This window comes from Cognataquiflexum rubidum (genome assembly GCF_022538115.1).
Taxonomy (GTDB): domain Bacteria; phylum Bacteroidota; class Bacteroidia; order Cytophagales; family Cyclobacteriaceae; genus Cognataquiflexum; species Cognataquiflexum rubidum.
In genome coordinates, this window is record NZ_JAKZAL010000031.1 from 25,255 (window position 1) to 46,390 (window position 21,136).

Consider the following 21,136-nt stretch of genomic DNA (forward strand, 5'->3'; position numbering starts at 1 on the left):
CTGCGGATATCCACTCCAAATCCTCAATCAATTTCAACTTCTTTTTCGAAGGCAAGCAAAGCTTCAGAATTCCCTACGACATAGACCAAGTCGCCGAGTTTGAGTTTCATGGTACCGCTGATGTTGGACGTGGTGGTATCCCCGCGCTTGACTGCAACAATGTTTATGCCCAACAATTCCCTGATTTTGGCTTCTTTGAGGGGTTTGTTGATGAATGGTCCTGAATCTTTCTCAACTTTAAATCCTACAAGGTTGATCTCCGGAAGGGCTATCTTTAGTCGTCCTTTAGCAGCATCTGAGGGTTTTCTGAACATCTCATAATTGAAAGAGCGGACTTCTTCCGTAAAACTTTCAATGTCATGCCTTGAAACAAGGTATTTGCCCAATACCCTGGTGAATATTTCGATAGAGGTTTCGAATTCCTCGGGGATCACCTCATCTGCGCCGAGTTTGTGGTTTTCCTCCATTTCGTTGACATACCTTGTCCTGACGATGATGTAGGGATTGGTGGTCATATACCGGATGTTGGATATTATCCTTTTGGTCGCAGCCGCACTTGATATGGCGATGACGGCGACCCTTGCTTTGTGGATATTGACATGTTCAAGCACGGATTCATTAGCGGCATCCCCAAAGAAGATAGGTTCGCCATTGGCCGCTTCCTTTCGCACCGTGACGGGATTCATTTCGATGATTACATAAGGGATATTGGCCGACCTTGCTGCTTTGGCAAGGTTGTGTCCATTGAGTCCAAATCCGATAATAACAAGGTGGTCTTTGAGGCCGGTTTCCTCCATGGGAGGGTTTTTTGGAACATCCTCATTCCCGAATTTTTCATTGAGTTTGTTTGGCAGGGACAAGGCAAGGATAGATTTTGAAAACGATTCCCTTTTCTTCAGAAAAAATGGAGTGATCGCCATTGTCAAAATGGAAATGGCAAGGAAAAACTGGTAAGTGGTCGGGTCCATCAGTTCATACTTCATTCCTTCTTTCGCCAAAAGCAAAGAAAATTCACCGATCTGAAAGATCGAAAAACCCACAATAAAAGCTTCTTTAAAGCCCTGTCCGATGGCCCTCACAGAAAAAGCCACAATGATGAATTTGACCAAAAAGGTCAAAGCTGTCAAACCCAAAATGAGCAGGATATTGGAAAACAGGAACCCAATGTCGAAGAGCATTCCCACGGATACAAAGAAAAAACTCAAAAACACTTCTCTAAACGGGAGGATTTTGCCGGTAGCATGGTGGCTGTAGTCGGATTCGCTGATGATCAGTCCGGCCAAAAACGCACCCAAACCCAAGGAAAGTCCCAATAAAGAAGTCAGGTAAGCCACAGCAAAACAGATGACAATGATGCTGAGAAGGAATAGTTCTTCGTTTCTAGTTTTGGCAATTCGGAACAGGAGCGAAGGGATCAGGTATTTGGCGCTCAGGAATGTCAGGATAATTACCGCAATCCCTTTCCCGGCCAAGAGAAGCAATGAAAGGGCAATATTGTCCGTCTCACCCGCTAGCATCGGAATGAAAAGCATCAAGGGAACGATCACCACATCTTGGAAAATCAAGATCGCCAAAGTGGTACGTCCCGAAATAGTATTGACTTGCCCGCCTTCCTGAAGCAGTTTGAGGACGATGGCAGTAGAACTCAGTGAAATGAGAAACCCGAGAAAAACGGACACATTCCAATCAAACCCAAAAAAGTGAGTGATTATTGTCGTGACCAAAATGGTAATAAATACCTGGAGTGACCCACCGATAAATACCGCTTTTTTGATGGATAAGAGGCTTTTTAGAGAAAATTCCATGCCGATCACAAACAAAAGCAGGATGACGCCGATTTCGGAAAGTGCCTCGACAGTTGTGGAGGCGGTGACCAAGGACATGCCATAGGGACCCGCTATTGCACCTGTAAATAAAAACCCGATAATGGTCGGGATTTTGAACCGCATAAAGAGCAAAATCACCAAAGTGGCCAAGCCAAAAATCCATACAATGTCAGATAGCATGGGAAGTTCAACTGCTGCAAAAATAAAATGAAGCATGTTTTTAAGCTTTGATGGATTTTACCGTTTCACAAAATACAACTTAAAACCTTAGAAAATTCCCGAAAGAAATTTATAAGGCCGAAAGAAAATGATAAAAAGCAGGGATTTGGTTTGGAATGACTATTTCACCATCCTGAGAATGAGTGCTTCACCCATCAATAGGCGAGCCCAAGTTTTTTGTAAATGAAATGCATCAGCCAAGCGGGCCCGATCATCAAGAACTGAACATCTTTGAAGAAAGAAGGTTTTTTTCCTTCGATTTTATGTCCATAAAACTGGAATATCCAAGCCAAAATAAAGATGGCGATGCTGACTGCCCAAAGGGGAACAGGAGAAACCAAATTGATTAAATTAGCGACAGCGAGGCACAATGCCGAGAAGAAAAACATACCCAAAGCCAAGGGAGGAGACAGAGAAACATAATAAAACAAGACAATCACCAGCGCCAGCGTAGCCCAATTGGCAAAATCACCCAAAAAAGGCAAGAGCGCTTCAAGGGATCCGGAAGGAATACTATAAATCAATCCCACAATGCTGAAAAAAATTGCCGGCACACATATCCAATGGATGGTTTTATTAGTTTCATTCTGGTGGCTTTGGCCATATTCCAATAGCAGGTCATCGATTTTTCTCATGGTATTTGGGTAGATAGAGGGGTTTGGTTTTTGGATAATCTGCATTAAATTAATAAATAGCCTTTAAATATCTTCTTTGATTCAAAAATAATGTTGAGCTATTGGGAAAAGAAACATTTTGTCAACTATGATTTGATCGTCGTCGGAGGAGGAATTGTCGGATTGTCGACCTCCATCCAATTCAAAATCAAGTTTCCTGAATCCAAAGTACTTGTTTTGGAAAGGGGAATTTTCCCAAGTGGGGCAAGTTCCAGAAATGCAGGTTTTGCCTGTTTTGGCAGTTTGACCGAAATCCTGGATGACCTCAACTACATGTCGGAAACCGAAGTCCTGCAATTGGTCGAAAAAAGGTATCGTGGACTATTGTCCATCAGGGAATTTTTTGGAGATGAGCGACTCGGTTATTTGCCCACGGGCGGATTGGAACTTCTGACCGAAAAGGAAATGTATGCCTTGCAATCCCTTGATAAAATCAACCATTTGCTTGATCCGATTTTCAATGAACCGGTTTTTGAACAAGTGGTGGATATCACACCATTTGGATTTTCAAACAAAGTGCAGGCAGTAATCAGGAATAAATTTGAGGGAGAGTTGGACTCGGGAAAATTCCTTTTGTCCCTTTGGGAAAAATGTCAGGAGCTGAATATTAAAATACTGACCGGGTCAAAGGTTTCGAAAATTGACGTGGAAAAGAAAACGGTTTTTGTCCAAAACCCAACCGAACAGGAGAATATAGACTTCTACGCCGACAAAATAGCCGTTTGTACCAATGCATTTACAAACCTTCTGTTACCAGGATTGGACATTCAGCCGGGTAGGGGACTGGTGATGGTCACCAAACCGATTCTCAAGGAAATTCCGCTTTCGGGAACATTCCATTTTGACAAAGGGTACGTTTATTTCAGAAAAGTGGAGGATAGAATCCTATTGGGCGGTGGACGGAATATTGACTTTGAGGGAGAAAACACCCTATCCATGGAAGTCAATCCCAAAATCAAAGAATACCTACTGGATATCCTGCATGGAATCATTCTTCGTGATACCGATATTGAAATGGACCTGTGGTGGACGGGAATCATGGCTTTTGGAAAAAACAAAAAACCTATTGTTGAAATGGTGGGAAAAAATGTTGGTATCGCTGTCAGATTGGGCGGAATGGGGGTTGCCATTGGCTGGCAAACCGCCGAAGAGTTGGTAAACATCCTCTCGGAGGTGTAATTTTCCAAAAAATTCTTAATTTCAGTTTTTTATAATTTTATAAAACATTAATGATAACAAAACATAAAGAGCCCACCGTCCTAGAAGCCCTGTTTCCTATTGCTTTCTTAATTGTTTTCTTGGTCATCAATATCTGGATTTTTGGAACGGATGCCCTGTCGGGTTCCAACCAAATGGTACTCATTTTTTCTGCGGCGGTTGCCGCTTTGATGGCCGTTTACCGCTTGAAATTCAGATGGGAAACTTTGCAGGATGGGATCGTCAAAAGTATCTCCTCTGCCATGTCGAGCATATTGATCTTATTACTGATCGGGGCTTTGGCCGGAACTTGGATGATAAGCGGAATTGTCCCGGCGATGATCTATTATGGATTGCAGGTGCTCAATCCGACCATATTTTTACTTGCTGCCTGCATCGTCTGCTCTGTAGTATCTATTGCAACGGGAAGTAGCTGGACGACAGTGGCCACGGTGGGGGTGGCATTGTTGGGAATCGGCAAAGCACTTGGTTTTGAAGAAGGGATTATCGGTGGGGCTATTATCTCAGGAGCATATTTTGGGGATAAAATGTCACCGCTTTCCGATACGACTAACCTTGCTCCGGCCATGGCAGGCACGGATTTGTTTACCCACATCAGGCACATGACCAAGACGACAGTTCCAACTATGATCATTACCCTGATTATATTTGGGGTTATAGGGGTTTTTTCAGGTGCTCAAGGTTCGGTAGATCAGGTGAAGGACATTTCAGCAGTTATTTTGGGACAATTCAATATTTCGGGATGGCTTTTCATCGTTCCCATAGTAGTCATTGTCATGATTGTGAAGAAAGTTTCTGCAGTTCCAGCCTTGTTGGCCGGAGCCATTCTTGGGGGATTGTTTGCCATCATTTTCCAGCCTCAAATCATTCAATTGATAGCAGGTAGCTCTGATTTTGGATATGCTTACCAGTCTTTCAAAGCTGTTATGATGGCCTTATATGGAAGTATAAGTGTGGTCACTACCAATGACATTGTGAATGAGTTATTGATTACCCGGGGAATGTCGGGGATGTTGAACACCATTTGGCTGATCGTTTGCGCCATGGCTTTTGGCGGAATCATGGAAGAAAGCGGCATGCTCAAAGTATTGGCAGAAGCCGTCATCAGGAAAGTCCACTCCGTAGGTTCGCTGATCGCTTCCACGGCGGCTACCTGTGTGTTTTTCAATGTTACCACCTCGGACCAATACCTGGCGATTTTGGTGCCCGGAAGGATGTATGCCAACGTCTATAGAAAGCGCGGTCTAAAACCTGAAAATCTTAGTAGAACTTTAGAGGACAGTGCGACTGTTACATCTGTATTGATACCTTGGAATACCTGCGGCGCCACCCAAGCTTCAGTGCTCGGAGTTGCAACTTTGGCTTATGCCCCGTACTGTTTTTTCAACATCATCAGCCCGATCATGACCGTTCTTTTCGGTTACCTGAAATTGGGAATAAACTATTATAGTGAAGAAGAAATGAAGGAGATAAGAAAGGAGTTGGCAGCATGATACCAATGAAAATCTCAAAACTTGAAATCAACGATTTGCCTCTTGGTCAGTTTGAGGGGGATATCGTATTGGTGGACAAGAAGGAACAGATAAATGAAGTAATCGATGAAATCAGCCGACATGAATTGGTGGGTTTTGATACTGAAACACGTCCTTCATTTACCAAAGGAACCCAACATCAGGTGGCCTTGCTCCAATTGGCTACCGAAGATGTGGCGTTTTTGATCAGGTTAAATCAAATCGGGATGCCAGGAATCCTTAGAGAATTGCTTGAGGCAAAGCATATTGTCAAAGTGGGCGCTGCCGTCCATGACGACCTGAAGGCTTTGAAAAAAATCAGGGAAGGTTTCCTGCCGGAAAATTTCTTTGACCTTAATGAAGAATTGAAAAAAGTGGGTTTCCAAAATGTAGGAGTCAGGAACCTCGCCGCCATGGTTTTGAATGTGAGGATCTCCAAATCAGAACAGGTGTCCAATTGGGAAGCGCAGACCCTCACCGAAAAGCAGTTGCTCTATGCAGCTACAGATGCCTGGATATGCCGGGAGATTTACAAAAAATTGCATTATCAGGGTTACTTGGACCCATTTCTCAATCCCCAACCATAATCACTCCCTCCAAATCCTTTGCTTTTGCAATCACCATTTCCCAGATTCCATCGGGTACAGATAAGTTGATTTCGCAGATGTTGTCAAATTTCTGAGCGGCAATTTCCAGATCATATTCTTTTACCAATTTCATGACATGATTCATTTCCTGATAGCCAAAGTGCAGGGTCAGCTCCATTCGGTCCTCTGTTTCGATGACCTGATTGTTTAGAATCGACTCCGCAGCAGCAGTTTTGTAGGCATTGATCAAACCTCCCACCCCAAGCTTTGTTCCCCCAAAATACCGCACTACCACGATCAGGACATTGGTCAGGGAATGAGACCGGATCTGCCCGAGAATCGGGTCGCCAGCGGAATGGTTTGGTTCGCCGTCATCATTCGTGCGAAAAACATCTTTGTTTTTACCCAACATGTAAGCATAACAATGGTGTCTTGCGTCGAAATACTTTTTGTGAAGGCTTTCCAAAATCCCCTTTATTTCCTGTTCGGTTTTGACCGGATAGGCAAATGCCAAAAATTTGCTGCCTTTTTCTTTGAAAAGACCTTCAGATACAGTTGCCAAGGTGAGGTAAGATGCGTTCTTATTCAAAATAATCAGGGTTTGAGAAGATATGGCAGATACCGCCATTCACCTTTTTGAAAAGGAGTTTAAAATAAAACCTAATGTAAGTACGCAATTATGCCAGTAGATTGGATATCCATTTGAATTTTTGTCTGCAGACTGAAATACCAGGTACATCCCTGCCCGACGACAGGCGGGGGTCTTCCGACTTCGGTCTTCCGTCCAGCTGAATAACAATATAGGGTTACCGGCAAAGATATATTCATGCAAAACCTTTCCGACAAATTAACCTACAAATAAAAATCTATTCAAGTTTAAGTGGTATTTTAGCATACCATATGAAGGATTTGTCAAAACCGGAATTGATATTCTTAAAGCCAAATAAGAATGAAAATGGACAGCTTCATTTCATGGAAGAGCCCACAAGCATCCCATTTGCGGTGAAGAGATTGTTTTGGCTTGACCGCATCACCGAGGATGTTACGAGAGGAATACATGCGCATCGTGAGGAATTGCAGGTACTAGTCTGTTTGTCGGGTCGTGTCACTGCGTTGCTTGAAAATCTCAACGGAGAAAAGTTTTCTTTTGAATTGGACTCTCCCTCCAAAGCCCTCTTTGTGCCTGCGATGGTTTGGACGGAATTTAAATTTGGCAAAGATGCGGTATTGTTGGGGATTTCTGACAGGCAGTTTTCCGAAGAGGATTACATCCGGCAAAGAGAGGAATTTGATTCCTTTCAGAAAAATTTCGCAGGAAATTCCCAAACTAATGCTGATTAGAAAAAGTATCTTTTCCTGAAAACCTGCTTTTTTGCAATCCTTTGAAGATTCTGAGTAAATAATGTATCGGAAATTTCCAAAACTGATTAGCCATGGAATCCAAACCTTTAGTCACTGTAATCCTGACTGCTTTCAATCAAAGCCTCTTTATTGTAGAGACTTTGAACAGCCTCCAAAGCCAGGGTTATCCCAATCTTGAGGTTTTTATCATTGACAATGGAAGTAAGGACAAAACCAAGCAAATAATCCTTGATTGGCTAGAGACCAACAAACCTTCATTCAAATTTTCAACTTTTTTTAGAGACGAGACCATGCCCTATTGTCAATCTTTCAACGAGATTTTTTTGAAAAGCAAAGGCAAGTATCTCATCGACCTGTCAGGGGATGATGTCATTTTGCCGGGCCATATATCCGACTCTATTGAAAAACTTCAGCAGTCAATAGGCGCTGCCTGCTGTTTTTCGGACGTATTGATGGAATTTCCAAACGGTAAAAAAAGAACCTTCTATAAGAGGACTGCAGATGGCCATCTCAACCAGAAAGTTAAAATCGGGGATATTTACAGCAGCATAGTAGAAAGAAATCCGGTATCATCGGTGTCATTGGTTTTTGATTCGTCCATCTTCACCAAAGCGGGGGGATATGATGAAAGCCTCTCCTATGAGGATTTTGACATCATGGTCAGATTGGCGAGGGATTATCAGTTTGTATATTCTAACCATATCGGGATCAAAAAAAGGATCCATTCCAAGTCTTTTTCCGCAGGTCAATATCTTCCAAAAAAATCCGAGATGTTGCCTTCAACCTTGAAAGTCTGCCAAAAGATCAAAAAGATGAACAGGAGGCCCAAAGAGGACAAAGCGTTGCTCAGGCGGATACTTTTCGAAACCAAGCATGCACTTTTGTCGGCTAACTTCGAAATAGCCCGGGGGTTTATCTCTTTGGGACGTGAACTTGGAGCCAAAGGATTGAAATTTTCTATGTACAATTCCTGGGCAAATATGAAAATGGATATTTCGGGTTTATACCTTCTTTTCAAGAAAATCAACCCACGATAACTTCTACCATTTTTTCCCGGTGAAGGTATTTGTTGGCCACTTCCATGACATCGTCGGGTTTTGCATGGAGGATATAATCCAGGTTTTGTTGATAAAAGCCAAAATCCAATCCCGCTTGGTGGATGGATTTGAACCTTCCTATCAGTTCAAACCCGGAACTGAATTGGGACAAAAGCTTACCAATCATGTAATTCCTCACGACTTCCAGTTCGTTGGTAGACACGGGTTCGTTTTTTAACTTATCGATTTCCTTATATACTTCATCGATCACTGCTTCATCGTGTTCTTTGATCACATCCGCCATCACTACCCAATAGTCCGCATTTTTCAATCCGCCGATACTGCTGTAGATGCCATAGGTATGGCCTTTGTCTTCCCGGATGTTTTTGATCAGCCTGCTTCCAAAGTACCCGCCCAGGATGGTGTTCATCAGGTTCAATTTGAAATAATCGGGATGGTTTTTTGGGATCAGGTGACAGCCGATTCTAATACTGCTTTGGACTGATTTTTCTTTTACTTCGGCTACCCTTTGGTGTTTTTGGTCTGGGAATCCTGTGGTTGGATTTTGAAAAAACGCCACGGGAATATTTCCGATCTCCCGGATGATATTTTCAAGTTGTGAATCATCCAGATTTCCGGTAAGGAATATTTCAGAATTTGTCCAAAGGTCTTTTTTATAAAATTCAATTAAGTCCTCCCGGTGAACCAAATCCACGTCTTTTTCTTCTGTAATCTGACCGAAGGGGTGGTTTTCACCAAAAAGTGCTTTTCTGAATAATTGCGATGCCCTGTGGCTGTTTTTTTCTCTGTTAATATGGATGCTCAGCGCCTTTTGTTTTTTACGCTTGGTAAGTTCTTTTTCAGGAAAAATGGCCTCGGTAAGTAATTCCCTATAGACAGGCAAAACTTTGTCAAAGTGTTTCTTGGTAGTCAGAATGGAAAGTCCATGATTTTCAAATCCCGACTCTGTTTCCACTTCTGAAGCATAGGTGTCAAAAAAATCATCCAATGTTGCGGCATCTTTGGTCAGCGTTCCTTCCGTGACCATTTCCAGGGCAAAATAAGGAACCAATAATTTGCTGTTGGAGGTCTCGTTGATCGTCGAACTGATTTCAAGCTTGACAGCGTCGATTTCAGGGGTGGGTATAAAATACAAATGGACTCCGTTTGGAAGAGTCCTTTGTATTGGTGTGGGAAATTCTATTGATGAGGGTATTTTAAACTCAGGTGCTTTGGATCTGTCCAGCATTATTCTCTTCCGGCAATGGTATAGGTTAACGATAATCTCAAAGTTTCTGCCAAGGGATGGTTTTGTACCTGAGGAACTAGATAAGAGAAATCAAAGCCAAGTTTGTTGTAATCAATTCCAAAACCCATGGTAAAATATCTTCTGCCACCTTTGTTCGGGTTTTCGTAGAAATATCCTGTTCTCAACGCAAATACATTATTATAAATATATTCCATACCGAAGGAAATCATGACTTCCTGCATTTCTTCACTGAATCCATCAGGCGCATCAACAAATGACGTAAACATTCCATTGATCAAAGGTCTATTTGGGTCCCTTCCTCTTTCAATGATAAAATCTCCATTGTCATCAGTGACCAATACCCCATTTTCATCTCTTTTCAAAACTGGTGGAGATGGTACCATCAGCTTGTTGAAATCCAAAGTGAAAGTCAATGAATTCATGTCATTGATATTCATCAGGTAGGCAGTACCGATTCGGAAGTTGGTTGGGATGAAGTCCAGATCATCGGCACTGTTATAAGTGATTTTTGGCCCGATGTTGTTGATAGAAACACCCCAAGAAAATTCTCCGGATTTATTCCCTGTAAGCACTTCAGTATTGTAATATAATCCCACGTCAGTACCGATAGTGACACCGGGTCTACTTTCAGCACCACCTGCAGAGGAGATATTGCCGGATAAGTTGGAATGGATAAATCTGGCGGACAAGCCTAAACCAAGTTTTTCTGATAATTTTCTGGAATAAGTTCCTCCGACTGCGATGTCTCTAGGGGTAAATTCACCCAATTCATTTCCTCTACCGTCTGTCAATTGGATATCACCCATATTGAAATACCTCAGGTCAAATCCCCATGCGGATTTGTCATCGATTTTGCGGTAGAAGGTCAGGTAACTCAATGACATGTCATTGACCAATCTGCCCAACCAAGGAGAGTAAGAAAGTGATACACCCATCTCTGTGTCGATGAATGCCAACTTACCGGCGTTCCAATGTGCCGAAAAAGCATCAGGGCTAGTCGCCACACCGGCGTCTCCCATAGCGGAATGTCTGCTGTCAGGTGCAAAATTCAAAAATGGAACTGCAGTAGTGATTACCCGTCTGTTTGGGTCCTGTCCGGACACAATGGTTGAATTCTGTCCCAATACTGGTAATGCAAACAGGATTATCCCTGAAAAAATCGAGAGGGTGATAAGGGGTTTTATCTGTATTTTCATTGAATAATGATTTTTCCGCTCTTAGTTTCAGATGAATTGTCTTTTTCTGAAATGAGCATTAGGGTGTAAATATAAGTTCCTTTTACGGGATATTTGGTTGTTGAACGGAAAAAATTCCATTCGATTCCATCCAGTAAAAAATCGGCTTCTACATAACGGCGCTGTATTGAAAATATTTCACTGCCGTAAATAGAATAAATTTTTAATTCAAGGTTGATTGTCTCATTTGGTCTATTATGGGCCACTCTAAATTTACTGCTTTCCGTCGCCGGATTTGGGTAAGTGCCATACTCTAAGATCTTTAATTCCAAAGACCCCTTGATTTCGATTTCTTGGGTGACTTCAGAACGGTTTCCCACATTATCCCATGCAGATACAGTAACGGTGTTTTTACCTTCCTTGAGATCAGCCAATAATGTGTTTATTTCTCCCTGTTCAAAGCCATTGTTTGTCGCCTTGAAACTTTGATTGAGAATGACTGGGTCTTGGTTATTGATGACCAACTCAATGTCTTGTCCTGCAACTTGAGAAGAAATGTTGATTCCGCTTTGGTCCTGTAACTGGATGAAAATGGGAAGGTTCGAAAACGGGAATGATTGACTTGCATTTGTTTTTTCCTGCCCATAAAATAAACCAATGCTTGGACCCTGATTGTCTGCAGAAGTGTAGGTCGCTGTACCGCCAATCGGGATCTGGATGGCTCCGATGGCTTCATCTCCTCCTTCATTCAGGCTTGCAAACAGCCTGATGTTACCCAATCCTACTTTGGTATCGATATTTTTTGGAACAAATACATTGGCGGTAAAAGCCCCTTCTTTGACTTCACCTTTACCTCTGAAGAGCACGTTCACTTCCTCCAGAAAATCCGCCGGCGCGCTCTCATCGCCAAGTGACTTGAGGGTTTGGGCTTTATCTGTAATCTGGATGTCAAAGACCCCATTGCTTGTCGGTAACATGGCCCCTGTCAGCGGATCGATGATTTTCCCCTTGATCTGAACCTGCTGCATGGCCCTCAAGGTATCCGTTTCTGCTTCCAAAACAATATCCCAAATCGGGTCAGTTTGGGTGGTCAGCTCAGGTACGGACAATTTTAGCGAAGGATCACCGAGAAGTGAAAAGTTCCTGTTGAAGGGTCCATTGAGGCTATTGTTTTTCGTTAGCCTGAAGATTTCTCCCAAATCCCTTGTTTCACCGTTGTCTTTTTCAAATACCGATTCCACGAATGCCGTATTCAATGCAAAATTGACACTGCTGAAAACAGGCCGCCCTGTAGTCAACAATCCGATTGCTCCTTTTTTTTCTGCAAAAAGAAATTCCTCTGCGCCGGATCGGATGAAAGGACTATCGTGCCTTCCAAATTCACAGGTAGCGGTCACAATCAAAGGAAGAAGTGGGTTTTCCGGCCAATCATAAATATCTGAAACAGTGAATACCCTTTCCGCAGTCAGGGTGGTTTCATTGCCATGGCCAATATAATTGAGGATCAAAACGCCGTCTTCTATAGTCGACTTTAAAGCTGACTTGGCAGCAGGAGAGCTCTGGGCATTTCCTGACCTGAGTTGCTGGTAGCGGTCAAGGTAGATTTTTTTGATCTGGTATTCGGGATGATTTTCTGACAAGTATTTGGAATGGACTTCAGCATCTCTCAGGTGGATATTGTTATCGGCATCATCGGTAAAGAATGCAAGATTTCTTTTCCATTCACCACGGTTGTCATTTCCATTTTCGTAGGCAATAATCTTGTCCACCATTTCCCGTGCTTCGGGTACAGAAATGGCAGGAATCCTGCCTACGCCGATTTGTAACTGCTCGTCGCCGGCGTTGGTTTCTTCCCATTGCCCCTGCCCCCAATCCAATAACCCAAAGAAATCATCGGAACTGTAGGTAGTCAATGGATTTAGGCTGCTTCGTGAACTGTAAGTGGGGACCAAATTTGGCCTTCCTCCCTGTTTGGCTTTGTAATCGTAAGTGCCTTTGCCAAAGAATAATACATTTTTCAATTTCCCGGAATGATGAAAATTGTGTGCGATCATGTTTCGGATGGCTGTCACATCCGGGTTTCCATAACCGAAGCTGTCATAGATATCCTCCAATACGACCACGGTACTCTGGATTCCTCTTTGGTTTTTGTGGGAAGAAAGCCGCTGTGCCTGCGAAAGCAAGGACCTGTGGGTGACAATGAGTAATTGGGGTTCTGTGCTGTCCACTCTCAAACCGGTGTTGGCCAAGGAGAAATCAGTGACCGATTTAACTTGGCTTGGTTCAAAAACGGCAACCTTTTCTCCCTTGTCTAAAAAGACCTTTCCAACCACTTCCGATACGTCATAGGCATCGTTGATTTTCCATACGGTCTTGGATGGTTGAAACTCAAATGTTTTCCCTTCCTCCAAGTTATAATATACACCTGTCCCAAGAGAGGAAAGGGAATAGGGTGTGGCCAAAACGGCATAATCCAAATATCCCGTCCCGTTGACATCTCCGGTCTGAAAGATCACCCGAAAGTCAACAGCAGACGTGGAGGGCCGGGCTAGGGAAAGTTTTTCTGTTTTTACGCGGCCCTTGATCCCGTAGGTGGTATTTGGAATAGGTGGAATGACGCTTTGTCCGATGTTTTGGCCGTTGGTGTTGATTCTGAAAGTACTTTCACTCAGCGATTGGGCCATCAAGTTGATCTGCAAGATGGGTGAACCTTCCGGTCCAGTTGGAATGTCAAATGAAAAGGTGGAGGATTGTCCAACGAAAAGCGGGTTGGAATACCAATCTCTCCCGGAGTTTAGGATGTTAGTATCCTCCCATTTTTTGGCTTGGATATGGAATAATCTTCCACCGCTCGCCGGGTTGCCGGAAGAGATTTCATCAGTCAGGATTTTATTGCCTTTGTTTTTTTTTCCTATCAGGTAATAAAGCGTATCCGAATAAATATGGTGCTGATAATTCAGATTTTCTCCGGTTGCAAGAATCTGATGAGGGCCATTGACAAAGAAATAAATGTCATTTCCAATGGTTTTGGAAGGAATTTCCTGGAGAGTGAGTTGCAGGCCGTCGAGTTTTTGGGGCAACATTCCCGGGAAGCCAAACACAGCCACATCTTCGCTATCCTCAAAGCCAAGACTTTTGATTAAGGTGTTGGTGACCTTATAGACTCCGGATTCTACAATTGGAAATTTGTAATAGGCGGGGTTGGTTTGGGCAATGGATTCAAAGCAAAAAAGGAACAGTAAAACTACCATTCCTGCTTTATAAATAAATATAAATCGACTGCTAAGCATTCCGGGTGATTAATGCCTCAATAAATGAGAGCGCAATATACACAATAATTGCAAATGGAATACCTGCTATCCCTAAGATAATGAGAGAGATAAGGGAAAATGCCAGCACCAAATACCTGAACAAATTCTTGCCAAAGGAAAAATCTTTGAATTTCAGGGCGATAAGGGGGAGTTCTGCCACAAGCAAAAATGACATCACCACTCCGATTCCTACCAATACAAATGGGTTGGACAAAAGGCCTCCAAAGAATTCGGATTCTTCTGCCAAAAAAGGAAGTGTGCTGATCAAAAGGGCATTTGCAGGAGTGGGAACTCCGATAAACCGATCCGATTGGCGGACATCTATGTTGAATTTTGCAAGTCGAAGGGCGGAAAAGATCCCTACCAAAAAGGCCACATAGGGTAAATATTGATTTTCTGTTTGGTATTCGATCATCGAAAACAAAATGAAAGCAGGCAATACACCGAAGGTGACCATATCTGCGAGGGAGTCAAGTTGCTTTCCGATTTCACTGCTTACATTTAAAATCCTAGCTACAAAACCATCCAAAAAATCAAATACTGCCGCCAGAAATATCATATACGCACCATACTCAAGTTGGCCGTCAAGCACAAAAAGAATCCCCGCCATGCCAGCAGCAAGGTTTAGGGATGTCAGGGTGTTTGGAATATGTTGTTTGATCATCTAGTATCTGGCGCGCTTGCCTACAAAAGGGTTGTTTTCTTTTTCTTCTCCGATGCTTGTTGCAGGGCCATGACCGGGATATACGGTAGTTTCCTCCGGCAAGTTGAACATTTCTCTTTTGATCGAACTGAGAAGTGTCTGATGGTCGCCGCCCGGAAGGTCCGTCCTCCCGATACTTCCCTGAAATAGCGTATCCCCGGCAATGCAAATTCCTGTCGGTTGGTGGTAAAAAACCAAATGCCCGGGTGCATGTCCGGGAACAAAAAGAATATCGAGAGTCTGGTTTCCGATCGTCAGTTTTTGTTTTTCATCTATAAATGCATCGGGTTCTGCTTCCTGATAGCCCGCAAAGCCATAGTTGGGCGCATAGACTTTCACGGATTTGAGAACAGGGATTTCATTTCGGTGAATCCACAGGGGCACTTTGTAGGTGTTCTTTACGAAGGCATTTCCCAAAACATGGTCAATGTGGCAATGCGTATTGACCAATTGGGTGACTCTTAGTCCTTCTGCCTGGATGAAGTTGGCCAGGGTTTCCTTTTCTTTTTTCTCAAAACAGCCCGGATCAAATATTGTTGCCTCTTTGGTTTCGTCGAAAAGAACGTAGGTGTTTTCGGAAAAAGGATTGAATGTGAACGTTTTGATCTGTAGCATCAGAAATCTTTTTTAAACCAACTCAAAATAACGAATAAAGAAACTAATTTTGACCATGGAAGTTGATTTTTTACTGGTTGGTCAGGGATTGGCCGGTACGGTATTGTCACATAGATTATTGGCACTTGGGCAGAAAGTGATGGTCATAGACCTTCCCGGGGGCAACCAAAGCAGCCGCATCGCTGCCGGATTGTATAATCCCATCACCGGCAAAAAAATGGTAAAGTCCTGGAATGCAGACCTGCTTTTTCCTGAAATAGAACCTCTTTATACCGAACTTGAGGAGCTTCTTGGCACGACATTTCTCTACAAAAAGAACATCTACCGCCCTTTTTTAAATATTGAGGAGCAAAATGAATGGATGGGGAAAACAGGCGATCCCGGATTTGAACCTTATTTCGAAAAGATATTCTCCAAAGAGTTATACTCTGAAGTCACCAACCCCTTTGGCGGTATTCTTCTGAAAAATTCCGGGTATGTGGATATCAACACACTTTTGACTGTCTATTCCGGATATTTGACCAAAAAGAATGCTTTGCTTGAAGCCACATTTGAGGAGGAAAGCCTTGAAATCGGAAAGTCAGGAGTTTCTTATAAAGGCATTTCAGCCAAAGGAATCGTTTATTGCAATGGTCTTGGGGCGATGAAAAGCCGCTTTTTTTCAAATTTGCCTTTTGCGCCTGTGAAGGGGGAAATATTGGATATCATCCAGCGTTTCTATCCTGGTGAAATCATCAATCGAGGGGTCTTCAGAATCACACTTCCCAATGGAAACCAAAGGGTGGGGTCGACTTACACATGGCATGACATGGATCAAGGGTCCACCGAAAATGCCAAAAATGAATTGTTGGAAAAACTGGAGAAGCTGGTTCCGGAAGAAGTTTCTGCCATCCAAAGCCATCGTTTTGGCATCCGTCCTGCAACAAAAGACCGAAAACCGTTTTTAGGTGAACATCCTGACTTTCCGGGCGTTTATATTTTCAATGGTTTCGGGGCGAAAGGCGTATCTTTGATTCCTTATTACAGCAATACGATGGTTGAAATGCTTTTAAATGGCCATCAACCTGAAAAAGAAGTAAACATTGCACGGATTAAAAAACATAATTCAAATTTTTAAGTATATTTAAAACCCAAGTGAATCAGGTTAGATGAAAAATAAGATCGTATTCTTAGTCTTATCAATCTTCTTTTTGCAGCTCCCATTGCTGTCTTTAGCGCAGTTTAGTGGGGATAAATTCGGTAAAAACCGGATCCAACACAAAAACATTGAGTGGTACTACTACAGTTCTAATAATTTTGAGGTATATTATTACGATGGCGGCATGAACAATGCCAAAATGGCCATTGATTACCTTGAGAGTGAATTTGAAAGGCTGACCCAGTTGATTGGATATGTGGCTTACACCAAACCCAAAATTTTTATTTACAACTCTCCTGAAGAAATCCTCCAAAGTAACGTCGACCTAAACAAAGATGAATTTACCATTGATGGTCAGACTTTTTTTAGCAAATTAATCGGAGAAGTGGCCTACCCGGGGACTTGGGAGGCTTTCAAAAGGGAACTCATCTATACCACTTCCAAGGTAATCATCGAAGAGATGCTTTACGGTTCAACGATAGCAGATGCATTCCAATCCAATCTGATCAACAGCTTTCCTGATTGGTACATTGATGGTGTGGCCATGTACCTAGCCCATGGTTGGAGCATGGAAATGGATGATTTTGTAAGGCATTATTTTAAAGAAGAAAAAAGCACCAAACTCCATAAACTTAAAAGCCGGGAAGCCGGACTTGTAGGGCAATCGATCTGGAATTTTATTGTAGAAAAATACGGCAGACGGTATATTTCCAGTATCCTCAACTTGTCCAGAATCAACAGGAATGAAGAAAACAGTATTGCCAATACGATAGGAGTTAATTATAGGGTTTTTCAGGACCAATGGAAACAATTCTATGTCAATACCAATCAGCAGGTTTTCAATACTTTCAAAGACATCAATGCTTCCAATGAAATCGCCGAAACATCGGAATCATACCTTGGGATTATCAATGACATCAAGTTCAGTCCGGATGCCAAGCACCTTGCCTACGTCATCAACAGTGGAGGAAAATATAAGGTACAGGTGCGAAATCTTTTGGATGGCAGGGAAATGACCATTTTGTCAGGCGGGGCAGTTTCTGCAGACCAACCTGCCAATCTTACCGTGCCGATTATTGCCTGGAAGGATACCCTGAACCTGGCCATAGCCACTTTCAAAAGGGGTACGACGACATTGAGATCAAGGGCCATTGATGGGTCCAGTCAGGATAAAATATTCCTTAGGAATATCACACAGGTACTGAGTCTGGATTTCAATTCCACAGGAAAGAGTATGGTGCTTTCATCCATTGCCAATGGTAAAACCGATGTCTATTCGCTCAATGTCCGTGGAGTAGGAAAAAGAATCACCAATGATGTTTTTGATAATATTTCACCGGTATTTTTGAATGATTCTACGATCATCTACGGTTCCAATTTTACGGCTCTGCCTGATTCGGTTCTGACGAGGACCCCTAATGTAAAACTACTTCCTGATTACTTCAACCTGTTCCAGGTCGACCTTTGGGACTCCCTGAAAGTGACCAAACTCACCAATCTCAATAACAAAAACACCAGGCCAAGGATTCTGAACAGCAACAACATCCTTTTCTTAAGTGATCAGAGCGGGATTATGAATCTGATGCGTCTGACTGTCTCCAATACCATTTCGAGTCAGATGACTGCCTTCAACAAAAGTCTTGAGGCATTTGATTACTCATCCAGAATAAACAAAATCGCTTATTCTTACAGGGATGGAAACCAAAGCAGGCTTGTGGTGGAAAGCTATTCCAACATTGACCAATTTACCCCAAGTACGCCGCGAATCCAGCTTTCCCAAGCCAAAACGCTTTCAGAAAGGATATCCTCCAGAAGAACTGAAATCGATGGGGGAGCTAAAAAGCAACCCGTAGAACTCACCCGTAGGGCTGAGCAACCTACCGTAAAAAGAGATTCTGTTTTGAATATCAGGTTGGAGGACCTGATGCTGAACCCGCCTCCGGCAAATGCTCAAACGCAGCAGCAAGCAGCCAAAGATTCTGTCCCTGCGCCAAAAAGCCTGACAGGAAGCATCAATACAGACAGGCTAAGATTTGAGAAAAAAGGGGGGATCGATACCGAAAATTACGCTTTTGATACCGTGCCAAGACCTGCAGCAGCGGTTGCCCAATCAGGCCAAACAGGGCAATCCGGTAGCAGGGTAAATATGCTTGAAAATTTCAGAAGGCAAAGTCTTCAAAAGAGAATCACAGGCCCTTCAAGGATGACACCTCAATTTATCACCTCTAACCTGAGTACAGATTGGGTAGTGGATCCATTGAGGGGTTTTGGATTGGCACTGTCCGGCCGGATGACCGACATTCTGGATAACCACAACTTCAAAGGCGGATTGATGTTTCCGCTGGACTTTAGATCAGGAAGTGACGTTTTCTTCGAATACGAATACCTCAAGCAACGAGTCGACCTTGCACTGCGGTATGATAGAAAAACTATCCAGATCGAAGAAGGCGATATTACATTCCAAAAGTATGTTCTGAACAAAATAGAATTGGGATTCTCTTATCCTTTCAATGTGCATTCCAGAGTAAGTATTGCGCCATTGGTGGCAAAAACCCAATATTTCAACCTCAATCCTGACTCCATCGTCCGAGGTCAGGATCCGGATCAAAACAGGTTTGATGTGACATATGCGGGGGGAAGGTTTGAATTTGTATTTGACAAAACCCAACAATTGGGATTATATACCCAAAAAGGTGCTAAGGCTAAAATGGGTGTTATCCATTATCAAGGCTTGAACAATGCCTCTAGGTCCTTCTCGAATTTTTACTTGGATTTCAGAAATTATCAGGTCATCCATAAAAACCTGATTTTAGCGACAAGGCTATTCGGTGGTTCCTTTTTCGGGAAAAATCCGCAAAATTATTTGGTAGGAGGGATGGACAATTGGCTGTTCAATGAGTTTTACCAGCCACCAAGCAACCGACCTTCTGACTCTCCGGTCAGAAATCCACAGGGAGTCGAAAATTCCAATATCCTTTTTGCGGACTTTGTTGACCTGAGGGGTTATCTGTTTGATGAAATCAGGGGACGCAATGTGATCACCTTTACCACAGAGCTTAGGATTCCATTGTTTTCTTACCTGTCCAGGGGAAATATCACCTCTAATTTTGTCAAGAATTTTCAGATGGTAGCCTTCTATGATGTAGGATCGGCATGGAATGATGCGGCGCCTTGGGAGAGGGTCAATGACCAGAACACAGAGATCATCACCACGCCGGGTTCGCCTTTTGTAATCACACTCAACAACTTCAACAATCCTTGGCTTCAAAGCTACGGTGCAGGCTTGAGAACAGTCCTGCTGAATTATTATTTCAAATTTGACGTGGCCAGACCGATCCGTAATTACCAAACCGATGAGTTGAAATTTTACGTTACCTTGGGCTACAATTTCTAATCACAAGCAAAATTATGATAAAGTCCATGACAGGCTATGGCTTGGCCGATTTTGAAGATGACAATTATATTGTCAGCGTAGAGGTAAAAACACTGAATTCCAAATTTTTAGATTTATCGATCCGGTCACCAAAGCAATTTTCTGATAAAGACCATGAAATCAGAAATTTGGTAAGCGCAGTCCTGGAAAGAGGAAAAGTGAACCTGAACCTTGATTTTTCCTATAAATCCTTTGAAGAAATGCCCGTTGCGGTCAATGAGGATTTGTTTTTGTCCTATTACAAGACCTATCAAAGTCTTGCCCATAAGGTCCAGACCGATACCTTGGATTTGTTTAAGTTGGCGCTACAGTCGCCACAGGTGCTCAACTCCAACGTAGAAAAGAAGACGGATACAGATGAATGGGAAATTGTTAAAAAGACCATTGAAAAGGCGCTGAGGCATTGCGATGCATTCAGAAAAGATGAAGGCAATACCTTGGAAGGTAAGTTTTTGGAGAATCTGGGTGTCATCAGGGAGGGTTTGGAAACGATCAAAACCCAAGACCCTGAAAGGAAAACCAGGATCAGGGAAAGAATTAAGGGGAATTTCAGGGATTGGGTGGAGGAAAACAGTTTTGACCAAAACCGGCTCGAGCAGGAACTGATCTACTATTTTGAAAAAATAGATATCACCGAAGAAATCGTCAGGTTGGAATCCCATTTGGATTATTTTGAAAAAAATCTCACAGCAGGAGACAGCCAAGGAAAAAAATTGGGCTTTATCAGTCAGGAAATCGGGCGGGAAATCAATACCATCGGATCCAAAGCCAACGATGCCATGATCCAAAGAAGTGTGGTGGTGATGAAGGATGAATTAGAAAAAATTAAAGAGCAAAGTCTGAATATATTGTGAAGCGTTTTCTTTTTAGCAATTGTTAATCCGCTGTCTGCTTCGCGTTGTCAGGTTGTCGGGGAGGGAAAGTTTTAATTGTTGTAGTGGTTCTAGTGGTTGTAATTGTTGTTTGCTTCGCGTTATCAAGTTTCTATGTTAAATTCCTAGCAAATCGGTTAATATTTCTTCTTTTCTATTTAAATTGGTTAGTATCAGACAAAGCG

General features: G+C 42.7%; 16 protein-coding genes. 8 read left to right on the plus strand and 8 right to left on the minus strand.

Annotation, left to right across the window (positions count from 1 at the left end; all coding sequences use genetic code 11):
• Positions 1–23: 23 nt before the first annotated feature.
• Together MMU05_RS21540 and MMU05_RS21545 are read right to left on the minus strand one after the other, a co-directional pair.
• A complete protein-coding gene (locus MMU05_RS21540) occupies positions 24–2,042 on the minus strand; it encodes a monovalent cation:proton antiporter family protein (protein ID WP_241143725.1) in 2,019 nt (672 codons plus the stop codon).
• A 158-nt stretch (positions 2,043–2,200) separates the two neighbouring features.
• Positions 2,201–2,680 (minus strand): Mpo1 family 2-hydroxy fatty acid dioxygenase, encoded by a 480-nt coding sequence (locus MMU05_RS21545; RefSeq protein WP_241143726.1) that lies wholly within the window; start codon positions 2,678–2,680, stop codon positions 2,201–2,203.
• Between the two features lie 90 nt (positions 2,681–2,770).
• Between MMU05_RS21545 and MMU05_RS21550 the strand changes: the two genes are divergently transcribed.
• The 3 genes from MMU05_RS21550 to MMU05_RS21560 are packed head-to-tail and all read left to right on the plus strand — an operon-like array spanning position 2,771 to position 6,035.
• Positions 2,771–3,898 (plus strand): NAD(P)/FAD-dependent oxidoreductase, encoded by a 1,128-nt coding sequence (locus tag MMU05_RS21550; RefSeq protein WP_241143727.1) that lies wholly within the window; start codon positions 2,771–2,773, stop codon positions 3,896–3,898.
• Between the two features lie 50 nt (positions 3,899–3,948).
• Positions 3,949–5,430 carry a Na+/H+ antiporter NhaC gene (gene nhaC / locus MMU05_RS21555; RefSeq protein WP_241143728.1) on the plus strand — a complete coding sequence of 494 codons (1,482 nt, stop codon included), beginning with the start codon at positions 3,949–3,951 and terminating at the stop codon, positions 5,428–5,430.
• Positions 5,427–6,035, plus strand: a complete 609-nt coding sequence (locus MMU05_RS21560) for a 3'-5' exonuclease (protein ID WP_241143729.1) — start codon at positions 5,427–5,429, stop codon at positions 6,033–6,035. The genes nhaC and MMU05_RS21560 overlap by 4 nt, the downstream gene beginning before the upstream one ends.
• On the opposite strand, the gene MMU05_RS21565 is transcribed toward MMU05_RS21560, so the two are convergent.
• Positions 6,019–6,624: an IMPACT family protein gene (locus MMU05_RS21565; protein WP_241143730.1), complete on the minus strand. Its 606-nt coding sequence runs from the start codon at positions 6,622–6,624 to the stop codon at positions 6,019–6,021. The genes MMU05_RS21560 and MMU05_RS21565 overlap by 17 nt on opposite strands.
• A 311-nt stretch (positions 6,625–6,935) precedes the next feature.
• Between MMU05_RS21565 and MMU05_RS21570 the strand changes: the two genes are divergently transcribed.
• Together MMU05_RS21570 and MMU05_RS21575 are read left to right on the plus strand one after the other, a co-directional pair.
• Complete coding sequence (locus MMU05_RS21570) at positions 6,936–7,376, plus strand: sugar 3,4-ketoisomerase (protein ID WP_241143731.1); 441 nt, start codon at positions 6,936–6,938, stop codon at positions 7,374–7,376.
• A 92-nt stretch (positions 7,377–7,468) separates the two neighbouring features.
• Positions 7,469–8,434, plus strand: coding sequence for a glycosyltransferase (locus tag MMU05_RS21575; RefSeq protein WP_241143732.1), 966 nt, complete (start codon positions 7,469–7,471; stop codon positions 8,432–8,434).
• Here the strand turns inward: MMU05_RS21575 and MMU05_RS21580 are convergent.
• Genes MMU05_RS21580 through MMU05_RS21600 form a run of 5 tightly spaced genes read right to left on the minus strand, consistent with a single transcriptional unit; the run spans position 8,421 to position 15,508 of the window.
• Positions 8,421–9,683: a M16 family metallopeptidase gene (locus MMU05_RS21580; RefSeq protein WP_262917726.1), complete on the minus strand. Its 1,263-nt coding sequence runs from the start codon at positions 9,681–9,683 to the stop codon at positions 8,421–8,423. The genes MMU05_RS21575 and MMU05_RS21580 overlap by 14 nt on opposite strands.
• Positions 9,683–10,900 (minus strand): type IX secretion system outer membrane channel protein PorV, encoded by a 1,218-nt coding sequence (gene porV, locus MMU05_RS21585; protein ID WP_241143733.1) that lies wholly within the window; start codon positions 10,898–10,900, stop codon positions 9,683–9,685. Before porV ends, MMU05_RS21580 begins: the two co-directional genes overlap by 1 nt.
• Entirely contained in the window at positions 10,897–14,130 is a 3,234-nt protein-coding gene (gene porU / locus MMU05_RS21590; RefSeq protein ID WP_241143734.1) for a type IX secretion system sortase PorU, read from the minus strand. Before porU ends, porV begins: the two co-directional genes overlap by 4 nt.
• Positions 14,131–14,161: 31 nt before the next feature.
• A complete protein-coding gene (gene pssA / locus MMU05_RS21595) occupies positions 14,162–14,854 on the minus strand; it encodes a CDP-diacylglycerol--serine O-phosphatidyltransferase (protein WP_241143735.1) in 693 nt (230 codons plus the stop codon).
• A complete protein-coding gene (locus tag MMU05_RS21600; protein ID WP_241143736.1) occupies positions 14,855–15,508 on the minus strand; it encodes an MBL fold metallo-hydrolase in 654 nt (217 codons plus the stop codon).
• 55 nt (positions 15,509–15,563) lie between these two features.
• Between MMU05_RS21600 and MMU05_RS21605 the strand changes: the two genes are divergently transcribed.
• From MMU05_RS21605 to MMU05_RS21615, 3 genes are read left to right on the plus strand one after another with little or no spacing between them, the layout of a single operon-like run.
• Entirely contained in the window at positions 15,564–16,625 is a 1,062-nt protein-coding gene (locus MMU05_RS21605) for an NAD(P)/FAD-dependent oxidoreductase (protein ID WP_241143737.1), read from the plus strand.
• Between the two features lie 31 nt (positions 16,626–16,656).
• Positions 16,657–20,040, plus strand: a complete 3,384-nt coding sequence (locus MMU05_RS21610) for a biopolymer transporter Tol (RefSeq protein WP_241143738.1) — start codon at positions 16,657–16,659, stop codon at positions 20,038–20,040.
• 14 nt (positions 20,041–20,054) lie between these two features.
• Positions 20,055–20,933 (plus strand): YicC/YloC family endoribonuclease, encoded by an 879-nt coding sequence (locus tag MMU05_RS21615; RefSeq protein WP_241143739.1) that lies wholly within the window; start codon positions 20,055–20,057, stop codon positions 20,931–20,933.
• Positions 20,934–21,136: the final 203 nt, after the last annotated feature.